This window comes from Parasedimentitalea marina (assembly GCF_004006175.1).
GTDB classification, from domain to species: domain Bacteria; phylum Pseudomonadota; class Alphaproteobacteria; order Rhodobacterales; family Rhodobacteraceae; genus Parasedimentitalea; species Parasedimentitalea marina.
On the sequence record NZ_CP033219.1, the window covers coordinates 3,226,610 to 3,247,770 of the forward strand.

Here is a 21,161-nt window from a genome sequence, read left to right on the forward strand (position 1 = left end):
CCTATAACCCATGACAATTTGGGCGCATGGGGGCGCTCACGACTCGCGCACATCAAAGGAATATGGCCATGCCAAAAAGAACCGACATCCAATCGATCATGATTATTGGTGCGGGACCTATTGTTATTGGCCAGGCCTGCGAGTTTGACTACTCGGGTGCACAGGCTTGTAAGGCCCTGCGCGAAGAAGGTTACCGGGTCATTCTGGTCAACTCCAACCCCGCGACAATCATGACAGACCCCGGCCTGGCAGACGCCACCTATATCGAACCCATCACCCCCGAAGTGGTCGCCAAAATCATCGAGAAAGAACGCCCTGACGCGCTGCTGCCCACTATGGGCGGACAGACCGGGTTGAACACCTCGCTGGCGCTGGAAGAGATGGGCGTGCTGGAGAAATTCGGCGTCGAAATGATCGGTGCCTCTCGCGATGCCATTGAAATGGCAGAAGATCGCAAATTGTTCCGCGAGGCGATGGACCGTCTGGGCATCGAGAACCCGCGCGCCACCATCGTCACCGCCCCCAATCTGGACAGTGGCAAAGCGGACCTGGACGAAGGCGTGCGCATCGCGCTTGAATCACTAGAGGACATTGGCCTTCCGGCCATCATCCGCCCCGCCTTTACCATGGGCGGCACTGGCGGCGGTGTGGCCTATAACCGCGACGATTATGTGCATTTCTGCCGCACCGGCATGGATGCTTCGCCAGTCAATCAGATCCTGGTCGACGAGAGCCTTCTGGGTTGGAAAGAGTTTGAGATGGAGGTGGTGCGCGACACTGCCGATAACGCCATCATCGTCTGCTCGATCGAGAACATCGACCCGATGGGTGTGCACACCGGTGATTCGATCACAGTTGCTCCGGCGCTTACCCTGACCGACAAAGAATTCCAGATCATGCGGACCCACTCGGTCAACGTGCTGCGCGAAATCGGCGTGGAAACTGGCGGATCCAACGTGCAATGGGCGGTCAATCCTGCCGACGGTCGTATGGTGGTAATCGAGATGAACCCAAGGGTCAGCCGCTCCTCGGCGCTGGCCTCCAAGGCGACCGGCTTCCCGATTGCCAAGATCGCCGCCAAGCTGGCAGTGGGCTACACGCTGGACGAGTTGGACAACGACATCACCAAGGTGACACCGGCCAGTTTCGAGCCGAGCATCGACTATGTTGTCACCAAGATCCCGAAATTTGCATTTGAGAAGTTCCCAGGCGCCGAACCATACCTGACCACTGCGATGAAATCGGTCGGCGAGACTATGGCCATTGGCCGCACCATCCACGAAAGCCTGCAAAAGGCGCTGGCGTCGATGGAATCCGATCTGACCGGGTTTGACGAGATCGACATTCCCGGTGTCTCGGTTGGGTTATGGGAGGATGCAGGCGCCGAGAAGGCCGCTGTAATCAAAGCAATCAGCCTGCAGACCCCGGACCGCATGCGCACCATCGCGCAGGCAATGCGCCATGGCTTGTCGGATGATGAAATCCACGGCGTCACCATGTTTGACCCCTGGTTCCTGGCCCGTATCCGCGAGATCATCGAGGCCGAAGCCGAGTTGCGCGCCAACGGGTTGCCAACGGACGAACGCGGCATTCGCAACCTGAAAATGATGGGCTTCACCGATGCCCGTCTGGCCAATCTGACCGCGGCCGCTGAAACCGATGTCCGCAAAGCCCGCCGCGCGCTGGGTGTCACTGCCGTCTTCAAACGCATCGACACCTGTGCCGCCGAGTTCGAAGCGCAGACACCCTATATGTACTCGACCTACGAGGCCCCGATGATGGGCGAGGCGGAATGCGAAGCCCGTCCAAGTGAGCGCAAAAAAGTGGTCATTCTGGGCGGTGGACCAAACCGGATTGGTCAGGGGATCGAGTTTGACTACTGCTGCTGTCACGCCTGCTATGCGCTAACCGACGCTGGTTACGAAACCATCATGGTCAACTGTAACCCCGAAACCGTGTCGACCGACTATGACACCTCGGACCGGTTGTATTTTGAGCCGCTCACATTTGAGCACGTGATGGAAATTCTCGAGACTGAGAAGCAAAACGGTACTCTGCACGGTGTGATCGTTCAATTCGGCGGCCAGACTCCGCTGAAACTGGCCAACGCACTAGAGGCCGAGGGCATTCCAATCCTTGGCACCACACCTGACGCAATTGATCTGGCCGAAGACCGTGAGCGGTTCCAGGCCTTGGTTAACGAGCTGGGCCTGAAACAGCCAACCAATGGCATCGCCTCGACTGACGCGCAGGCGCTGGAAATTGCCGGTGAAATCGGCTTCCCTCTGGTGATCCGCCCATCTTACGTGCTGGGTGGCCGCGCGATGGAAATCGTGCGCGACATGGCACAGCTGGAGCGCTACATCGCTGAGGCGGTGGTGGTGTCTGGTGACAGCCCTGTTCTGCTGGACAGCTATCTGTCTGGCGCGGTGGAACTGGATGTGGATGCGATCTGCGACGGCAAGGACGTGCATGTTGCCGGCATCATGCAGCACATCGAAGAGGCTGGTGTCCACTCGGGCGACAGCGCCTGCTCGCTGCCGCCTTATTCACTGTCGGACGATGTTCTGACCGAGATCAAGGCGCAGACCTTTGCCTTGGCCAAGGGATTGAATGTGGTCGGGTTGATGAACATTCAGTTCGCCATCAAGGATGGGGTGATTTACCTGATCGAGGTCAACCCACGCGCCAGCCGCACGGTGCCGTTTGTCGCCAAGGCCACTGACAGCGCCATTGCATCGATTGCTGCCCGCGTCATGGCCGGTGAGCCACTCAGCAATTTCCCTCTGCGCGAGCCCTATAAGGCCGACGCCAAGTATGACGACGTGCTGCCTCTGGGCGACGCAATGACGCTGGCCGATCCCAACATGCCGTGGTTCTCGGTCAAAGAGGCGGTGTTGCCTTTTGCCCGTTTTCCTGGCGTTGACACCATCCTCGGGCCTGAAATGCGCTCCACCGGTGAAGTCATGGGCTGGGACCGCGATTTTCCTCGCGCCTTCCTGAAAGCTCAAATGGGGGCCGGAGTGGTTCTGCCCTCTTCGGGCAAGGCGTTCATCTCGATCAAGGACGCCGACAAGGGCGCATTGATGCTGGAGGCCGCTCAGGTTCTGGTGGCGCAGGGGCTGACCCTGGTGGCCACCAGCGGCACGCAGTCCTGGCTGGACGGTCACGGCGTGGCCTGCGAGCGGGTCAACAAGGTCTATGAAGGCCGCCCGCACGTCATCGACATGCTGAAAGACGGCGATGTGCAGCTGCTGATGAACACCACCGAAGGCACGCAGGCGGTACTGGACAGCAAGGACATGCGCGCCGTGGCGCTCTATGACCGGATCCCCTACTTCACTACCGCCGCCGGCGCCAACGCCGCCGCCCTGGCAATTAAGGCGCAGGCCGAGGGCGAAGTTGAGGTGAAAGCCCTACAGGGGTAAGTAAGCTCCCCGGAGACGCCCCAATGGGGCGTTTCGCTTGCGCACGGACGAAGCGCCAGATCGTAAGAAACTATAAAACCCCGGTCCCTGTGGCCGGGGTTTTGCCTCCAACACTCTGCCCGGCACCGCCGGCCAACGCCTGACCTTCCCACGAAAAGGCGTTTATACGCCTCCCCAAGGTCAGCCGTGGCCTTGAATTACAAGGCGAACCTGCCAGCCTTCCCCGGCGGAACCCTGCCGCTGACCTTGACCTCACAAGGTTAAGATGACCAAATTGCAGGCACTTTGAAAAACCCAGAGCGCCACGCCATGTACACTCCAGCCATCACCGGAACCGGGGTCTTTACCCCCTCTCAGATCATCACCAACGCTGAACTGGTGCAGGCCTTCAACGCCTATGCCGACCGCGTCAACACCGAGAACGCCGAGGCCATAGCCGTTGGTGAAATGGCCCCGATGGCGCATTCCTCCGAGGAATTCATCCTTAAAGCCAGCGGCATTGAGCAACGTTATGTGATGGACAAGACCGGCGTGCTGGATCCCGATATCATGTACCCGCACTTGCGCCAGCGTAGCGATGATGAGCCCTCAATCATGGCGGAAATGGCGCTGGACGCCGCGAAAAAGGCACTGGCCCAGGCCGGACGCACAGCAGCCGATGTGGATCTGGTGATCTGCGCTGCCTCAAACCTGGAACGCGCCTACCCCGCTATTGCAATCGAGATCCAGAATCTGCTGGGCATTCAGGGCTTTGCTTTTGATATGAACGTCGCCTGTTCCTCGGCCACTTTCGGCATTCAGGCCGCCGCTGATATGGTGCGTTCGGGCTCGGTGCGTGCAGCTTTGGTGGTCAATCCCGAGATCTGCTCGGGGCACCTGGAGTGGCGCGACCGTGACTGCCACTTTATCTTTGGCGATGTCGCCACCGCCACGCTGATCGAGCGTAAGGACCAAGCCCAAGGCGCGCACTTTGAAATCCTATCAACCCGCTGCGCCACCGAATTTTCCAACAACATTCGCAACAACAATGGCTACTTGCGCCGCTCGCGCCCGGATGGGGTCAAAGACCGCCGCGACATGCAGTTCATGCAAAACGGCCGCAAGGTGTTCAAGGAAGTGCTGCCAATGGTGGCCCAGCATATCGCCGGGCACATGGCGGACAATGACATTACCAACACCGACCTGAAACGGCTGTGGCTGCATCAGGCCAACAAGGCGATGAATGATTTTATCGGCAAAAAGGTACTGGGACGCACGCCCGAACCGGGTGAACAGCCCAATATCCTACAGGATTATGCCAATACGTCCTCGGCCGGATCGATCATTGCCTTCTCGCAACACTCAAACGATCTCGACGCGGGCGATCTCGGCTTGATCTGCTCATTTGGCGCCGGTTACTCGGTCGGCTCAGTGATCCTGCGCCGCCACGGGTAGTTTATCTGGCTGCCCAGTTGGCAAGACGCAAAGTCAAATCCGAATAACCCAGTGCACGCCGCAGGAGTGCTCCGCTTTTTTACCAGGCGACATTTGGAAGTTATGCGCCCGGGACCGAGGACCGGCCCATCAAGAGGAATTCAGGCCGCGTGTTCAGATCTGGCGCCTCAGGCGCTTTCCTCTTCCAGGTGCAATTTCATGTCGATCAACACATGTTGCAAATTCACCGTTTCGCGCAGCAGGCGCTTGGCTTCGTTGACAGTGATAATACCATCTTCCATCGCGGACTGATATTCTCCCATCAACATGGCAAACCGTTGGCTCAGGGCGATGACATCCGAATTCACCCCACCGCTGCTCGGCGCATTGGGCCTGCGGTCGTCATAGGACAGCGAGATTTTCTTGAGGTCTGCCAGTGCTGATGTCACATGCGGAAACGAGGACTCCTGTTCCAGCTTGGCAACCGCATCCACCGGCATAAACCGGTCTGCATGTTCCGCATTGTCAGAGTAGTACCGCCCCAGTGTTGCCTTGGATTTCCCGGTGATCTGGCAGGCTGCTTCGATTCCTACATCTTTAACCAGGGCCTCAGTGTGTTTTTTTAGATAAGTCCCAATTTCCGCCATCTATTGTGTCCCGGCTTTTAGTCTGGCGGTCCATGGGGAACCGCCCGAACTTTTTCCCATTATCGTCTTGTAATCGAAATGCAATACCTTTGCTATCCCTCAGGTTTCCGGGATCTTAAAGAGTGAATGATGGAATTTTCCCATTTGGTGCCTATTTGGGACTAGGAGTGTGTGAGTATCCTGATCCTTGGCCGGTTTTCGCGGTCAAAAGCGCTGCTTGTTTTGTCTTTTTCCGTCCATCCCCAGGGTCGTTCCGCCCGGTATGGTTAAGGCAGACAGGCGGCGCTTGTTTTCCCAAGTATGGCAAGCCGCAAAATATGGTCTTTCGCTGCAAAAGTGGTTTCAACCCTGCCCCCCAGCCGTTAAACCACGCGAATGGCAAAACTCTACTTCAACTACTCAACCATGAACGCCGGTAAATCGACGGTTCTTCTTCAGGCGTCACACAATTATCGCGAAAACAACATGGACACCTACCTGCTGACCGCCCGGGTTGACGACCGTGCCGGTGCAGGTCGCATCGCATCGCGGATTGGTATTGGCGCCGAGGCAGATGTATTTGTACCCTCAGATGATCTTTTTACTATGGTCAGCGACCGCATATCACAGGGAGAAATCGCCTGTGTTTTTGTCGACGAAGCGCAGTTCCTGTCCTCGGATCAGGTCTGGCAACTGGCCCGTGTCGTCGATGATCTGAACCTGCCGGTTCTGTGCTACGGTCTCCGCGTTGATTTTCAAGGCCAATTGTTTCCTGGTTCCGCAACACTGTTGGCACTGGCAGACGAAATGCGCGAGGTCCGCACCATCTGTCGCTGTGGGCGCAAGGCAACAATGGTCATTCGCCAGGACGAAAATGGCAATGCTATAACTGAGGGCGCGCAGGTTCAGATCGGCGGCAATGAGACCTACGTGTCGCTCTGCCGCCGCCATTGGCGCGAATCAGTTGGCGATCTGACCGCTGGGTAAGGCACCGAATCGGCGGCCCACCATCATCTTTTCATAAACACTCCGGGGTTTGGGGCAGCGCCCCATTCCCTTGCTTCAATCCGGCCCTTGCTTCAAACCGGATTGGGCAGCTCCCGCCCTGCGATAAATGCAGCGATATTGTCCAATACCATATGCCCCATGTCGCTTCGAACCTCTTCGGTTGCGGTGCCCAAATGCGGCAACAGGCTAACGTTGTCCAGATCCAACAGCGCTTGCGGGATTTGCGGTTCAAACTCATAAACATCCAATCCCGCCCCGGCAATCTGCTTTGCCTGCAACGCGGCGATCAGGGCGCACTCGTCAACCACTTCACCACGGGCAATATTGATCAGATGCGCCGACGGACGCATTGCTGACAGCACGTCACCATTGATCAGATGCCGTGTTTCGGCACCGCCAGGAACTGCGACCACCAGCACATCCACCTCTGCCGCCATCTGCGACAGATCCTGCGCACGGCGGGCCTCAAAATCCAACTTTTTGGCACTGCGGGCAAGATAACTCACCTTCATTCCAAACCCGAAATGACAGCGCCGTGCGATCGCCTGCCCGATCCGCCCCATACCGACCAATCCAACATGTTTCCCACTCAGATGCAGGCCCAGCATCTGGGTCGGATGCCACCCCTGCCACTGCCCCGAGCGCACCAATCGCTCGCCCTCGCCCGCTCGCCGCGCTGACATCAGCATCAGGGTCATGGCAGTATCCGCCGTGGCATCTGTGACTGCGCCAGGCGTATTTGTCACCTCAATACCCGCAGACATCGCTGCGGCCACATCGATATGATTGAAACCTACCCCAAAATTGGCCAGCAGCCTGCACCGGGGCTCTGGCACCCGTGAAAACACTCCGGCGTCAAAAGCATCGCCCAGCGTTGGCATAACCACGTCAAACTCAGCCAATGCGCGCTGCATTTCATCTGCTGACATCACTGCGGTGTTGCTGCGGATTTCAACATCAAACTCCGCCCGCGCCCGTGTCTCGACCTCGACCGTTAATGGCCGTGATAAGAAAACCCGCATCAATGCATCCTTCCACCCAAAGGCACCTGTCCGTCGGGACCGATCAGGCGGATTTCTCCACTGGCATCCGGCAGCCCAAGTACCAGCACTTCAGACATAAATTTGCCTATTTGACGCGGCGGGAAATTCACCACCGCCATCACCTGCTTACCGACCAGTGTTTCTGGCTGGTAATGCGCAGTTATCTGCGCCGAGGTCTTTTTCTCGCCGATCTCATCGCCAAAATCGATCCACAGCTTGATCGCCGGGGTCCGGGCCTCAGGGTAAGGCTCTGCGCGCAAAACCGTGCCCACGCGCACATCCACCTTCAAAAACTCATCAAATGAAATCTCAGCCACGTGACAACTCCACAGACCTACTGGTTGCGGCGCCGACAGCCCTGTTTAGCAAAGCTGGAAATCCACCGTTTTCATCCATCAGCACCTCAAGCGCCGCCTGTGTTGTGCCATTAGGACTGGTGACATTGATCCGCAGCTGGCTGGGGCTCTCCTCGGCGGCCTCGGCCAGTGCCCCTGCCCCTGCAACCGTTGCTTTGGCCAATTGCATGGACAGCTCCGCCGGAAGCCCCTGCGCCTCTCCTGCGGCCGCCAGGGTCTCGATCAAGTGGAACACATAGGCCGGTCCGGATCCGCTGACCCCCGTCACTGCGTCCATCTGAGCCTCGCTGTCCAAACGCACCACCTGACCCACCGCTGACAGCAGCAACTCTGCACCGTCCAAATCAGTCGCACTGGCAGCCTCGTTGCCGATGATCGCCGTAATACCCCGGCCGATGGCTGCAGGTGTGTTGGGCATCGCCCGAATGATCGGTGTGTCCCCACCTAGAATGTCCTGGAACGTGGCAATAGATGTGCCCGCAGCCACCGAGACAAACACCGTTTCGCCACCGCCCAGCAATTGCAGATTGGGCAGTGCTGCGCCCATCATCTGCGGCTTGACCGCGATCAGTACTATGGCCGGCACAGCTGGCAGTGGTTTATTGATCGCAACACCGGTCCCCTGCAGCCATTCTGACGGATACGGGTCAACCACTGACACCGACGTAGCAGGCAAACCGCCGTCCAGCCATCCAGCCAGCATCGCTGATCCCATCTTGCCGCAGCCCAACAGCACCAACCCCCGTGCTGCAATATCCGTCATATCCATATGCCCGCCCTTCCCTGTCTCTCACTTCAGAGCAGAGTGTTACGCGCGACCATAGGCCTCTGCAATGGCCACCTGCATCGCGTCCTCGGGCGAGCGATCACCCCAGACCATCAATTGGATCGCCGGATAATACCGCTCAGCGTTGCTCACGGCGCTGTTGATCATGGTGTCGATCTGCTCCGGCCCGGCGATCTGACCACCGGTCAGCACCAGCCCATAGCGATAGATCATCAGTTTCTGCTCGGCCCAATAGGTGAACGCACCGGCCCAACACTGATCATTCATCTTGTTGAGCAGTTCATAAAGCTTGGGCACCTTGTCTTCAGGTGGCTCCATTTCAAAACTGCAGACCATGCGCAGGGTTTCATCATAGCTCGACCAGGCCAGTGTCAGCGAATAGGTCCGCCACTGCGCCTCGACTGCCATTGCGATCTGGTCATCGCCAATACGATCAAATTCCCAGTCATGATGGGAGGCCAGATTCTCGACGATGTCGATTGGATGAATTTCATCGTCCAGGTGATGCTCGGAAAGGGTCACGGTGCCACCTCACAAAATCTCTAGCTGCACAGAACCCTTCGGCCCCACTGGCTAGCTGATTGCACAATTGACCGGGGTGTATCCCCCGTATCCATACCAGATATGGTGGAGCTGGAGACGTCCCGTGGCAACCCTTATTTTGGGGATAACTGCAATAAGTTGTGGATGAATGGTGCCTATGCCCCAAGATACAGGTCTGCTCACATGCCGCCAAATATCCAACATGCGGACCATTCCCTCAGACCCGCTAAATCTTCATCTTTTCAAAAATACTCAAAAAGCGACCCCGCACACACGGGACCGCTGCGAATTGACCAAACACCAGCACCAAAGTGCTGTCAGTCTTTCGATGCGCCTTCCAACGCCGCCAGCCGAGCAGCCAGCGCTTCGTTCTCTTCACGGGCCTTTTGCGCCATGGCGCGCACCGCGTCGAACTCTTCACGGGTCACAAAGTCGCGATCAGCCAACCAGCGGTCCATCAGACTTTTCATCGCTGTTTCGGCCTCGTCCTTGGCCCCCTGCGCAACGCCCATAGCGTTAGTCATAAGCTGGGAAATGTCGTCGAGGATCTTATTTCTGGTTTGCATAGTCTTCTCCATGTCTGGCTTGCACCCTATATGGGCAAGCAATTGGTCGACGGCAAGGCGTTGACTTTACATCCACAGCACAGGCATTCAGATTTCCATGTATGCAATGATCCAATTCCCCGACCTCTCGCCTGATATTTTCTCGATTTCCATTGCCGGGGTCGAGTTTGCCCTGCGGTGGTACGCACTGGCCTATATCGTCGGCATTCTCATTGCCTGGCGGCTGGCCCTTGCCGCTCTGAAACGGCCCGCTCTGTGGCCCGACCAAACCCCGCCCATGCGCCCTGAACAGGTCGAAGACCTGCTGACCTGGATCATTCTGGGTGTCATCCTGGGCGGACGGCTGGGATACGTGCTGTTTTATCAACCCGGCGTCTACCTCTCGGATCCCTTGCAAATCCTGAAGGTGTGGGAGGGCGGCATGGCCTTTCATGGCGGGCTGATTGGTGTCGTTGTTGCCAGTTGGATCTTTGCCACACGCCATAACATTCCCAAACTTGGCATGGCGGATCTGGTGGCGCACACGGTTGCCCCCGGATTGCTGTTGGGTCGACTGGCCAATTTCGTCAACGCCGAGCTTTGGGGCCGCCCCACTGACCTGCCATGGGGGGTCGCGTTTCCAGGCTACAGCGCACAAGATTGCGGTCAGGCCCTCGGAGAGATCTGCGCCCGTCACCCTTCGCAACTCTACGAAGCCATGATGGAAGGACTGTTGTTGGGTGCTGTTTTGCTATGGCTGGCTTACCGTCGCGGTGCCTTTCACAGGCCCGGCCTGATTCTGGGCGTGTTTCTCGCCGTTTACGGTGCCGCGCGTTTCCTTGTGGAATTTTTCCGCCAGCCAGACGCCCAGTTCATTTCATCCGGCAACCCGTTGGGACTGGCCTGGCAAATCGACGGGACCGGCATCACACAGGGTCAGATGTTGTCACTGCCGATGATCCTATTGGGCCTTTTCTTCATCCTGCGCGCGCAGTCCAGGGCAGCAGGTTAAGCATGAGCCTGCACAATCACCTGATTGCCCGGATCGATGTCGATGGCCCCTTGTCCGTGGCCGACTACATGACCGAGTGCCTGCTAAACCCAAAATATGGCTATTACACCACCCGTGATCCCCTGGGCGCAGCAGGCGATTTCATCACCGCACCTGAAATTAGCCAGATGTTTGGCGAGATGCTGGGCTTGTCGATGGCCCAAAGCTGGCTGGATCAGGGTTCACCGGCCCGGTTCACATTGGCCGAACTTGGCCCCGGACGGGGCACTCTGATGGCCGACCTGCTACGGGCCACCAAATCCGTTCCCGGCTTTCACGCGGCCGCGCAGATTGTCCTGATCGAGGCCTCGCCGACCCTGCAAGACAGGCAACAAGACGCCCTAAGCGCCTATCAAGTCCAATGGCAAGACACCGTTAGCGCGCTGCCCGATCAGCCCCTGTGGTTGGTTGCCAACGAATTCTTCGACGCGCTGCCCATTCGTCAGTTCCTGCGCGAGGGCACACAATGGCGGGAGAAACGGATTGGACTGAAGCAGGGTGAGCTGACATTTGGTCTTGGCCCTCTGACCGCGCAGCCTGTACTGGACCATCGGCTGACCGATACCAAAGACGGCGATCTGGTCGAGATTTGCGAAACCGCAATGCCGATCATCGCCACTGTCGCACAACGCATCGCAAGTCATGGCGGAGCCGCCCTGATTGTGGACTACGGCGATTGGCGCGCTCTTGGCGATACACTGCAGGCGCTGCGTAATCACCAATCCACAGACCCGCTAAGTGACCCCGGCCAGGCAGACCTGACCGCGCATGTGGATTTTGAGGCTCTGGCCCTGGCAGCCAAAACTGCGGGCTGCGCCTATAGCCGTGTCACCCCCCAGGGTATCTTTCTGGAGCGTCTTGGCATCACAACCCGCGCCCAAGCGCTGGCCGCTCCTTTGTCGGGTAGCGCACTGGACAGCTTGATTGCTGCACATCAACGCTTGACGCATCCACAGGAAATGGGAAATCTGTTTAAAGTACTGGGGCTCTACCCAGATCAAGCCACTCCGCCACCAGGATTGAACGCATGACGCTGGAAATTCTCACCTCTGACGCGCTTTCACCGATCCGACATGGATTTTTCACCCGCCGCGGCGGGGCGTCTTCAGGAATATTTCAGGGCCTCAACTGCGGTGCAGGTTCGTCCGATCAAACCGAGGCGGTTAATCTGAACCGCGCCCGCGTTGCCGAGGCCATGCAGGTCGACCCTCCCGCCTTGACCGGCGTTCATCAGATCCACTCACCTGATGTGGTGACAATAACAGGGCCCACAACAGAGCGTCCCAAGGCAGATGCCCTGGTCACCAATGTCCCTGGTATTGCCCTCTCCATCCTGACTGCAGATTGCCAACCGGTCCTGTTTGCGGATGCCCAGGCCGGCGTCATTGGGGCTGCCCATGCAGGCTGGCGCGGAGCCCTGGACGGGGTACTCGAGGCCACTCTGGACGCGATGGTAGCCCTCGGCGCGGACCGCACCAACACTGTGGCAGTGATCGGGCCAACCATCTCGCAACGCGCCTATGAAGTCGGCGAGGAATTCTTTGACGATTTCATGATTCAAGATGCTGACAACGCCCGGTTTTTTGCCAACGGAGATTCAGGAAAGTACTTGTTCGATCTGCCGGGACTGGGCCTGAATAAGCTGCGACAGGCGGGCATCGGAAACGCCGAATGGACCAATCACTGCACCTACTCCGACCCCGATCGGTTTTTCTCTTACCGGCGTGCAACCCACAGCAAAGAAGCCGATTATGGCCGCCTGATTTCCTGTATTCGCCTGTAAGTTCCGCGCTATCTCTATCGAGAATACTCCAGCATCCGCGCGGATTGCGGCAGCCTTGTAAAAATGCTGCCACATTTGACACCTTCAGCATGTCTACAAAGGCAGTAGATCCAAAATAAACAAGTGTTTTCAAAGCTTATTCATCAAGGCATCCGCCTCACCCAAATTTATGTCAAATTCCACCTAACAGCCACATTGGGGGCGCATTACACCATCATACCTTAGTCAACCGTAGCAATGGGCACTAAAGTTGCCCGGCAGGAGAAGTGCAATGACGACTAAAACAAAGTTCCTGAATTCAATCATTACAAGTGCACAAAATCACGACGTTGCCATGCCCTGGACCCGCGGTCCTGCCCGACGCGCATCTATTGCCCGCCGCCGTGGCCAAAGCACCGCCGAAACCAAGTCAGAACTCGTAAAACAGGCCTGATTTCCACGTTGGATGCTCGTGTGACATAGATTTTGCGGCCCTGTTTTATCAGCGCCGCGATCGGCAGTGCCGTCGACGATTTACTGGCTCAATTCACTGGCCCTTATGGACAAGCAACTCCGTGCTTACAGTATTTTTGGACATTACGGCAATATTGGTGCCGACGCCGAAAGCAGCCCGACGGACCAATAAAACACGTTAACCAGAGTCCGATAGTTCTTTTGACAAACTGATGTAATAGCCGCCATTTTTCTCAGTATAGAGAACCCAAACTGAGCATTCAGGTTTGCGGTGGAGGCCGACGCGAATGCACAACTGAAAAAGGTCTGACGATAATGACGATCCCTCACTCGTTACAACGCGCAGCAAATAATGTGGCGAAATCCAGTGCAATTTTGCAGGATCCCGCAACGCTGCGGGCCTCAAACCGGCCCCAGTTGCGACGGTTTGAGGTTGCCAGCCTTCTGCCCAACGGCAATGTCACTGAGACCCACCACATCGCACCAGCCCTGCCACTGTTCGAAGAAGCCTTTAGCGCCTTTTCCCGCGGATCGCTAGTGGACACTGAGGTCGGCCCGATTGCTGTCGAGGATCTGCTGCCCGGCGACCGCCTGCTGACCCAGGACGGCACCGCGCAGACTTTGATGTGGAAAGGCAGCAGCAGCCTGATCCCAGGACGTGCACCCCAACGGGGGCAAAACCACAAACTCACCAGTTTCATGGCCGACTGCTTTGGCCTGCAAGGACCAATGTCCTGTGTGATTGCCGGCCCCGCAGCTCGGGTATTACGAACGCCCCCTCACCTGCGGGCCATCGCCGGGGCCGCACCGCTGCTGACCCCAGTCCACGAATTTCACGACGGCATGACCATCGTAGAAACCGCGCCGCCCACCCCCGTTGAACTGTTCCATCTCTGCCTGGAAAACCATGCCGTGATCAAAATCGGCGGGATCGCGTTCGAAACTTATCATCCGGGGCCAAAGGCACTGCAACTGACCAGTCACGCCATACGAACCCTATATCTGAATATGTTCAGCCATATTGACCAGTTGTCCGATTTCGGTCCATTGGCCTATGGCCGCGCTGGTGACGGCCAGTTTGGCTCCCTGCCATCCTGACGCAACTCCAGACCTACCTGCGGCATCCGCTTTCATCTGGCCAAAAATATCCCGGGGGTGAATTGGCCTTTCGGCCAAAAGGGGGCAGCGCCCCCCTCTTCTTGCTTTTGCCTGACTAGAACTTCAGCCTCATAGCGTCAGATCCGGACGCGCCAGCATCAGCCACAAAATGGACAGCACTGCAACAAAGGCCGGAATGCCACATGCAAACCAGATGGCAAACAGGCGGAAGTACGCACGCGGCAACACCGCGCTTTCTTTGACCGCCCGCCGCGCCAGGTCGCGCAGGCGGATCTGAATCCAGACCACCGGCAACCAAAAAATCCCCGTCAGCACATACAGTCCCATTGACGCCAACAACCAACCCTCGGTCAGGTCCCAGCCCAGCTTCCAGGCCAACAGGGTCCCGGTGACAGGCTGCACGATCACTGCACTGGTGGTGAACAACAAATCAGCCAGAACCACACCGCTGGCCGTATGGGCAATAATGGCCGGATCTTTGCTGCGGTGCGCCATCAGCATGAAAAAGGCAATGCCCGCTCCAGTGCCCAGCAAAACACAGGCGCCAAGCACGTGCAGCCAGCGTAGTATCAGATCCAGATCCATCATCGCGATTGCAACAGTTGGTGGGTGATCAGCGATAAAATCACTCCGGGGGCAACCTTGATCATCGGGCCCAGCGGATCAAACCACAGGTCCGGTGTGAACACCGCAGCAGAGATCATATAAATCAGCGACACCGCGACCATTGCCAGACAGGCTCGCGCCGCCCAGGGACGCCACAGGATCGCCGCACCCAGACTCAGATCCACAGCAGACCAAAACACCACGGCAACCGTTGCCGCCAAAGGGGACCAACCAACATCGATCAGCGTGTCGGCTGCCTCTCTGACTTGCCAAAGCCCAATCCCCCCCGAGGCCAGCCAGAAAAAGGATAAAACCGCCACAGAGACTGGCATCATCAGCGCCATGCGCGCCGCCAATCGATGCTCTGGCCCAGACGGCATCGCTGCGTAAACATCCTGCAGCGAGCCCAGCATTTGCCCAGTCGCATGGCGATAGGGCCCTGGATCTCCTCCGATCCCCTCCTCCAGCACCTGTATAGCAGTTGATCGTAATGGCGAGCGCCAGCCCAATCGCCCCATCTGATCCGCCATTCGTCCAACCTGCCGCACCAGCCAAAGCGGCAAGGGCAGCGTCAATCGTGCAGGTGCAAAGCCCAGCCATTTGCGGGTCTCACTCACGACCTGACGCAGGGTCTGCGGCTCCTCTTCAACCAAATCATATTCTCCGGGTGGCAGCTGCCCTTCAGCCGCTGCAAGCACGGCCCCGGCGACATCCTGAACGGAAACCGATTGCACCCACACCTGTCCCAGCGCCATGGGCTGCACGCCCGGTACTGCCGCCAACATACGCAGCAACGCGGTGCCGCCATAGGCCGTGCGCCCGATCACCAATCCGGGTCGCACTATCCAAACAGAGCCGCCCAGGCCGCGCAACACATCGTCGCCTCGGCCTTTGCTTCGCATGAATTCGGTACTGGCCACCTTTGTCGCCCCAACAGCCGAAATCTGCACCACTCCAATCCCACGCTGCGCGGCGGCCTGCGCCAGTGCGGCCACGGCCCCATGGTGAACCGCCGCCAAATCATCGTCGCGGCTGTCTTGCAAAGCGCCTGCGCAATTCACCACCAGGTCAAACTCGGTCAGTATTGCAGTCCAGTCACTGACAGCCTGCAAATGACGCAGATCACCCTGCAGGAACCGGACTTCTGGCAGGACCCTTGCGGCGGATGCCGCGTCCCGGCCCATTGCGCAGGGGCTAAAACCGGCCTTCGACAAGGCGCGCGTCACTTCGGCGCCGATAAATCCATAGCCGCCAAGCACCAAAATCCGCGCGACGCTTTGTCCCTTTTCCTCAGCCATGCTGCCCTCTATCTATGCCACATAAAACGTCACTTGCAGGCCGTCCCATGCCCGATACCACCCCCGACAACCCCTTGAAACGCTTTGATATCACCGCGGATCAAATCAACCACGTGGTGACCGCCTTTTATGCGCAGATCCGCCGACACGCTACTTTGGGGCCCATTTTTGCCAACCATATCGCAGCGACCGACTGGCCCGAGCATGAAGACAAGATCGCCCGTTTCTGGCGCAATGCGATCCTGCGCGAGAAAAGCTATAACGGCAATCCCATGCGAGAACATCTGACTCGCCCGGATGTCAAAGCCGAACATTTCCCTATGTGGCTGGATCTGTTTCATCAGGTGCTGCACGAACAATTACCCGACCATCTGGCGCTGAGCTGGGCTGCACTGGCCGATCGGATTGGCGAGGGTTTTCGAGCGGGCATTGTCTCTATGCGCCAGCCCAAGGACCAACCGCCAAAGCTATTCTAGACCTCGCTCCCCGACTGTCAGAGCGTTCACTCGCTCTTCCCAAACAGCCCGGTCAGGGCCCGCTTAACCACGGCCCGCACCTTGGGCTTGCGCCCCTCTCCAAACGGCATAGGGCGGCAGACCTCCATTGCGGCGATGCCCACACGCGCCGTCAGCGCGCCGTTGATCAGCCCCTCGCCAAATCGTCGCGACAGTTTGGACAGGACTGTGCCGCCCAAAACTGGCTCTAGCAGATCATCACCCACCGCAACGGCCCCGGTGACCACCAGATGGGACAGAACCGCACGGGTTAGCCGCCATGAGCTAAAGAAACCGCCGCGTCCGCCGTAGATCTCGGCCACCTGCCGGATCATCCGCATCGACGACACCAGCGCCGTCACCACATCTGCCAGCGCCAGCGGCACCAGTGCGGTCACCGTCGCGACCTGACGCGCGGCCCCCTCGACTGTGCGCAAAGCCGCGGCGTCCAGGGGGACCAGCAGCTCTGCCTCGGTCTGGGTCACCACCGCATCGGCGTCCAGCAGCTCGCCGCGGCGTTCAGCCAGCCGGGCCCGACCCCAAGACAGATCATCCCGGCCTGCGTAAAATTTATCCAATTGAAGAGAATAGGTATTTGCAACCTTCAGATCATCGCCGATATCAGCCGCCCGGCGGCGCAATCCATCCACCCGTTGCAAACGCGCCAGCGCCGCCAGCTCCCGCAGGCCCATCAGCAGAGCCAAACCCAAGGCAACCACCAGCCCAACAGTCACCGCCCAGCCCAGCACCGGCAACCGGACAATCAAACCAGTGGCGAAATCCCAGGCTGCAACCGATACAACGGCACCAACCAAGGTCGCCACAATACTCCAGAACCACCGCACCAACCGCGAGGGTTTTCGCGCAGCCAGTCGCGCCGCCTGTTGCATCGAAGCGTCAGGGGCCGCCTGTGTCAGGTCTGGCACAGTGGGTGCTGCTGAGACATCCGGCGTTGGGTCCGTCTCCTGGATATCAAACAGCATCGGTTTATTGCTCATGCCTGATCTCCCGTCGGGCCATCCATCCATTGCAGGAAAATATCTGGCAGTGCTTCCTCGTTGCTTGATCCATCACTGCGGCCCACCTCGATAAACCCTTGGCGGTGATAGAAACGCCGCGCGGCCTCATTTGCCTCAAACGTCCGCAAGACCAGACGCGGGCTGGAGGCCTTGGCATTGGCCAACAAGGCCCGTCCATGGCCTCGCCCCCGAACTTCGGCCAGCAGATATAGCGAACAGACCTCTTCCTGATCCCGCGCGAGAAAGCCAATCACCTGCCCTTGCTCCTGGGCCACGGTGACCCAGCCGCGATCGATCATTGTGCGGCAAAAGCCAACCACCTCATCCAGGGTATAAAGGTTTGGCATCCAAGCGGTGTCCTGCTGAAACTGATAGACTATTTCCGCCGTGGCCTGTGCATCAAAAGCCCGCGCCTCGCGTATAATGCCGCTCATAGCAGATCTCCGATCAGGAATTCGGCGGCCCGGTCCAGCCGGATATGCGGCGGGCCGTCTCCTGGTTTCAGAGACAGCTTGGCAGGTGCAAAGGCCATCGCCTGATAGTCGCCATTCAGCCATTTATCAGCGCCGGTACGCGCCGGTCCCAACAATTGACCGGGGTCATCGGGCAAGGCGCCCGGATAGAACGCCGCTTGTTTGCCACTGTCCAGCAAGGTGCCCCGCACGCAGCCCAGGTCGGCCCCATCGTGGTTGCGCAGTTCTTCGGTTGTCGCCCGTAATGAGGCCAGCGCCAGAGCCGACGTCTGGGCGCCTGCGAACCTTGCGCGGTCCTGTGCATCGCGTGTCAGGGCCTCGATTATGGCGGTCATCTGAGGGTGCTGCGTGTGATGCAAATGGTCTGCCTTGGTTGCAGCAAACAGGATTTTCTCAACTCGCTTGCCGCGCAGTATCCGGGACAGCAAGGCGTTGCGGCCTGGACGGAAAGCGCCAAGAATATCCGCCATTGCATGACGCAGGTCTTCTAGCGCGCGCGGCCCAGAGTGAATTGCGCTCAGCGCATCGACCAGCACCACTTGCCTGTCAATGCGAGAGAAATGATCACGAAAGAACGGCTGTACAACTTTACGCTTGTAGGCCTCGAACCGGCGCTGCATTTCGCGATGGATTGATCCGCGCTGAGACTTACCCTGAAACGGGATCGGCGCAAAGGTCAGCACAGGCGAACCTGCCAGATCTCCAGGCAGCAAGAACCGCCCCGGCGTGCAATCATAGAACCCATCCTGCCGCGCCGCTGCCAGATAGGATGAAAACGCCTTGGCCAGTGTCTGAGCTACTGTCTCGTCATGGTCAGCACCCGCATCGACTGCTTGCGCCTGCGCCAGAAAATCGCGCGCAGATCTACGTGGCCTGATCCGCTGCAAAACCTCGGCTGACCAGCTGTCATAGCTTTTGTCCAGCAAGGCCAGATCCAGCAACCATTCACCCGGATAATCCACGATATCGATATGAACTGTGCGGGGGCCCTGCAGTCCTGCCAGCAACCCGGCAGGCGCAACCTTCAGGCTCAACCGCAACTCGGATATCGCGCGTGTGCTTTCAGGCCACTGGGGGTCGGGACCAATCAACTTTGCCAGATGTGTCTCATAATCGAACCGTGGCACGGTGTCGTCCGGTTGCGGCTGCAAGAACGCCACATTGATCCGCCCATCCCGCACTGCGCTGAGCTGCGTCATACGACCTCGGTTCAGCAGATTGGCCACCAATGCCGTGATAAACACTGTCTTGCCCGACCGCGCCAGACCGGTCACGCCCAGCCGGATTGTTGGCTCAAATAGTCGCTCCGACACAGAATCGCTCACCCGCTCAATCCCGCGCGCAACCCCGTCGGCAAATGAAGAAATCACCAAAATCGCGTCCCGTCCCAATACCCTACCAAAAATATAGGCAGGCAGGGTCATCCTTACCAGTGCCAATCTTCCTGTAAAGACAGGGCTTGTGCGGGCCCCTCTGGCACGCTAGTTGCGCCGCCATGCCGCGTTATGCTTTGAAAGTCGAATATCAGGGGGCGCCTTTTGCCGGTTGGCAGCGCCAGAAAGATCAGCCCTCGGTGCAGGGTGCGATCGAGCATGCCCTGGCGAAACTCGAACCCGGACCTCATACGATTGCCGCCGCCGGACGCACAGATGCAGGGGTGCACGCGCTAGGTCAGGTCGCGCATTGCGATCTGACACGCGACTGGGATCCTTTTCGCCTGTCCGAGGCGCTAAACTACCACCTGAAACCCGCCCCGGTGGCTATCACTGCCTGTGTTCAGGTTGCTGACGACTGGCACGCCCGGTTTTCTGCATTGGAACGGCAGTACCTGTTTCGCATCCTGACCCGCCGCGCCCCTGTCACCCATGAGGAGGGCCAGGTCTGGCAGCTTAAAAATGACCTGGACGTCAATGCCATGCAGGCCGCAGCGGATCTGCTGATCGGGCGGCATGATTTCACCACCTTCCGCTCAACCATTTGTCAGGCCGAAAGCCCGGTCAAAACCCTGGACGAGCTGCGGGTCGAGCGGGTGAGCGGCTTTTCCGGTCCGGAAATCCACTTTCACGTCCGCGCCCGCAGTTTTCTCCACAATCAAGTGCGCAGCTTTGTTGGCACATTGGAGCGGGTCGGCGCCGGGTCATGGTCCCCCCAGGATGTCGGCGACGCCTTGGCCGCCTGCGACCGCGCCGCCTGTGGCCCTGTTTGCCCCGGCCACGGGCTGTACCTGGCCCGGGTGATCTATCCCGAACCAGTGTTCGACTGATCAGCCGGCCCAATCAGCAAGGACCAGGGCCCGATTAGGTTACTCTTGCACAGATTGTACCGCCAGAAATTCGACCTAGACCTATAGGCGCCTGCAAGAATTGCCTTCGGCCACAGCCCACCTAAGTGATACCCTGACCCTACAGTTGACCAAGTGGGGATCAGGCTGAGGACCCTCAGCCCATACAACATGGGATCGCAACTAAAGGTGCAACAATGCCCGATGACCTTCAAACCCTCGAGAGAAAAGTCCAAAACCTGGAGAAACAGCTGGTCGAGCAAAGCAAACTGTCAGAACAGAGGTTTGAGAAAAACAAACACAATATCAAGGACGTCTTATTCCAAAACGACAAAATGCTGGCCGCCAAGCTGAAAGCAAACCAACAGGAAGACGCCAAGCGAACGGCCGCGATCGAACAACAGGCCGATCAATCCGCCAAGAACGTTCAAACGCTCGTCAAGAAATTCAGTGAGATCGACGGCCACTTAAAAGCCACCGACTCGCAGATCAAAGCCAATACTGGCGACACTGAAGGCAATCGTCAGGCGCTGATCCGGGCTCGTAAATATGTCGACACCGAAGTCCAGGGCATCGCGTCTCAAGTCAAAGCCAACGCACATGAGGCCGAGGAAAACCGTCAGGCCCTTGTCCGGGCACGTAAATATGTCGATGACCATGACAGCTCGTTAGAAAAGAAGATCGATGAACTCAAAAAAGTCATTTCGGAAATGGAAAAAAGGCACGTCAAACTGGTCGACACCCAGATCAAGAATTACGACAAACTGATCCGCAAAGTCATATCGCAAGAGGTGGCCAAGGTGGCCAAAGGCAAACGATAATAAAACGGCCTGAT

At 58.2% G+C, this 21,161-nt stretch carries 22 protein-coding genes; 11 read left to right on the plus strand and 11 right to left on the minus strand.

The genetic code is table 11. The features are described from left to right. The first annotated feature begins 68 nt into the window (after nt 1-68). Both carB and EBB79_RS15580 read left to right on the plus strand, forming a co-directional pair. Complete coding sequence (gene carB, locus EBB79_RS15575) at nt 69-3,428, plus strand: carbamoyl-phosphate synthase large subunit (RefSeq protein ID WP_127749747.1); 3,360 nt, start codon at nt 69-71, stop codon at nt 3,426-3,428. 309 nt (nt 3,429-3,737) lie between these two features. Further along, nucleotides 3,738-4,862 carry a beta-ketoacyl-ACP synthase III gene (locus EBB79_RS15580; protein ID WP_127749748.1) on the plus strand — a complete coding sequence of 375 codons (1,125 nt, stop codon included), beginning with the start codon at nt 3,738-3,740 and terminating at the stop codon, nt 4,860-4,862. A gap of 167 nt (nt 4,863-5,029) precedes the next feature. Here EBB79_RS15580 and EBB79_RS15585 read toward each other — a convergent pair whose 3' ends face one another. Then, complete coding sequence (locus EBB79_RS15585; RefSeq protein WP_127749749.1) at nt 5,030-5,488, minus strand: hypothetical protein; 459 nt, start codon at nt 5,486-5,488, stop codon at nt 5,030-5,032. A gap of 375 nt (nt 5,489-5,863) precedes the next feature. Between EBB79_RS15585 and EBB79_RS15590 the strand changes: the two genes are divergently transcribed. Next, nucleotides 5,864-6,454, plus strand: a complete 591-nt coding sequence (locus tag EBB79_RS15590; RefSeq protein ID WP_127749750.1) for a thymidine kinase — start codon at nt 5,864-5,866, stop codon at nt 6,452-6,454. 92 nt (nt 6,455-6,546) lie between these two features. On the opposite strand, the gene EBB79_RS15595 is transcribed toward EBB79_RS15590, so the two are convergent. The 5 genes from EBB79_RS15595 to EBB79_RS15615 form a co-directional block, all read right to left on the minus strand. Further along, nucleotides 6,547-7,497: a 2-hydroxyacid dehydrogenase gene (locus EBB79_RS15595; protein ID WP_127749751.1), complete on the minus strand. Its 951-nt coding sequence runs from the start codon at nt 7,495-7,497 to the stop codon at nt 6,547-6,549. Further along, nucleotides 7,497-7,835, minus strand: coding sequence for a tRNA-binding protein (locus tag EBB79_RS15600; protein ID WP_127749752.1), 339 nt, complete (start codon nt 7,833-7,835; stop codon nt 7,497-7,499). Before EBB79_RS15600 ends, EBB79_RS15595 begins: the two co-directional genes overlap by 1 nt. Continuing rightward, nucleotides 7,828-8,643, minus strand: a complete 816-nt coding sequence (proC, locus tag EBB79_RS15605) for a pyrroline-5-carboxylate reductase (protein ID WP_127749753.1) — start codon at nt 8,641-8,643, stop codon at nt 7,828-7,830. Before proC ends, EBB79_RS15600 begins: the two co-directional genes overlap by 8 nt. Nucleotides 8,644-8,682: 39 nt before the next feature. Continuing rightward, nucleotides 8,683-9,183 (minus strand): type III secretion system chaperone family protein, encoded by a 501-nt coding sequence (locus tag EBB79_RS15610; protein ID WP_127749754.1) that lies wholly within the window; start codon nt 9,181-9,183, stop codon nt 8,683-8,685. 338 nt (nt 9,184-9,521) lie between these two features. After that, entirely contained in the window at nt 9,522-9,770 is a 249-nt protein-coding gene (locus EBB79_RS15615; protein WP_127749755.1) for an accessory factor UbiK family protein, read from the minus strand. A gap of 97 nt (nt 9,771-9,867) precedes the next feature. Between EBB79_RS15615 and lgt the strand changes: the two genes are divergently transcribed. The 5 genes from lgt (at nt 9,868) to EBB79_RS15635 (ending at nt 14,134) form a co-directional block, all read left to right on the plus strand. Next, nucleotides 9,868-10,761 carry a prolipoprotein diacylglyceryl transferase gene (lgt, locus tag EBB79_RS15620; RefSeq protein WP_127749756.1) on the plus strand — a complete coding sequence of 298 codons (894 nt, stop codon included), beginning with the start codon at nt 9,868-9,870 and terminating at the stop codon, nt 10,759-10,761. 2 nt (nt 10,762-10,763) lie between these two features. Beyond that, nucleotides 10,764-11,831: a class I SAM-dependent methyltransferase gene (locus EBB79_RS15625; protein WP_127749757.1), complete on the plus strand. Its 1,068-nt coding sequence runs from the start codon at nt 10,764-10,766 to the stop codon at nt 11,829-11,831. Further along, the gene (gene pgeF, locus EBB79_RS15630) at nt 11,828-12,583 is read left to right on the plus strand and encodes a peptidoglycan editing factor PgeF (protein ID WP_127749758.1); all 756 of its coding nucleotides are present in this window, start codon (nt 11,828-11,830) and stop codon (nt 12,581-12,583) included. The genes EBB79_RS15625 and pgeF overlap by 4 nt, the downstream gene beginning before the upstream one ends. A gap of 271 nt (nt 12,584-12,854) precedes the next feature. Then, nucleotides 12,855-13,016 (plus strand): hypothetical protein, encoded by a 162-nt coding sequence (locus tag EBB79_RS24485; RefSeq protein WP_164860831.1) that lies wholly within the window; start codon nt 12,855-12,857, stop codon nt 13,014-13,016. A 335-nt stretch (nt 13,017-13,351) separates the two neighbouring features. Next, nucleotides 13,352-14,134: a Hint domain-containing protein gene (locus EBB79_RS15635; RefSeq protein WP_127749759.1), complete on the plus strand. Its 783-nt coding sequence runs from the start codon at nt 13,352-13,354 to the stop codon at nt 14,132-14,134. 129 nt (nt 14,135-14,263) lie between these two features. On the opposite strand, the gene EBB79_RS15640 is transcribed toward EBB79_RS15635, so the two are convergent. Together EBB79_RS15640 and EBB79_RS15645 are read right to left on the minus strand one after the other, a co-directional pair. Beyond that, a complete protein-coding gene (locus tag EBB79_RS15640) occupies nt 14,264-14,740 on the minus strand; it encodes a DUF2269 family protein (protein WP_127751030.1) in 477 nt (158 codons plus the stop codon). Continuing rightward, the gene (locus EBB79_RS15645; protein WP_127749760.1) at nt 14,740-16,059 is read right to left on the minus strand and encodes an SDR family oxidoreductase; all 1,320 of its coding nucleotides are present in this window, start codon (nt 16,057-16,059) and stop codon (nt 14,740-14,742) included. The genes EBB79_RS15640 and EBB79_RS15645 overlap by 1 nt, the downstream gene beginning before the upstream one ends. A 47-nt stretch (nt 16,060-16,106) precedes the next feature. Here EBB79_RS15645 and EBB79_RS15650 point away from each other — a divergent pair, with 47 nt between their 5' ends. Then, a complete protein-coding gene (locus EBB79_RS15650; RefSeq protein ID WP_127749761.1) occupies nt 16,107-16,535 on the plus strand; it encodes a group III truncated hemoglobin in 429 nt (142 codons plus the stop codon). Nucleotides 16,536-16,561: 26 nt separating this feature from the next. Here EBB79_RS15650 and EBB79_RS15655 read toward each other — a convergent pair whose 3' ends face one another. From EBB79_RS15655 to EBB79_RS15665, 3 genes are read right to left on the minus strand one after another with little or no spacing between them, the layout of a single operon-like run. Continuing rightward, on the minus strand, nt 16,562-17,551 hold the full coding sequence (locus EBB79_RS15655; RefSeq protein ID WP_127749762.1) for a YcjF family protein: 990 nt from the start codon (nt 17,549-17,551) through the stop codon (nt 16,562-16,564). Next, on the minus strand, nt 17,548-18,006 hold the full coding sequence (locus EBB79_RS15660) for a GNAT family N-acetyltransferase (protein ID WP_127749763.1): 459 nt from the start codon (nt 18,004-18,006) through the stop codon (nt 17,548-17,550). Before EBB79_RS15660 ends, EBB79_RS15655 begins: the two co-directional genes overlap by 4 nt. Then, nucleotides 18,003-19,418 (minus strand): YcjX family GTP-binding protein, encoded by a 1,416-nt coding sequence (locus tag EBB79_RS15665; protein WP_127749764.1) that lies wholly within the window; start codon nt 19,416-19,418, stop codon nt 18,003-18,005. The genes EBB79_RS15660 and EBB79_RS15665 overlap by 4 nt, the downstream gene beginning before the upstream one ends. Nucleotides 19,419-19,540: 122 nt before the next feature. On the opposite strand from EBB79_RS15665, the gene truA reads away from it, so the two are divergent. Together truA and EBB79_RS15675 are read left to right on the plus strand one after the other, a co-directional pair. Further along, complete coding sequence (gene truA, locus EBB79_RS15670) at nt 19,541-20,308, plus strand: tRNA pseudouridine(38-40) synthase TruA (protein WP_127749765.1); 768 nt, start codon at nt 19,541-19,543, stop codon at nt 20,306-20,308. A 215-nt stretch (nt 20,309-20,523) separates the two neighbouring features. After that, on the plus strand, nt 20,524-21,147 hold the full coding sequence (locus tag EBB79_RS15675; protein WP_127749766.1) for a hypothetical protein: 624 nt from the start codon (nt 20,524-20,526) through the stop codon (nt 21,145-21,147). Nucleotides 21,148-21,161 lie beyond the last annotated feature (14 nt).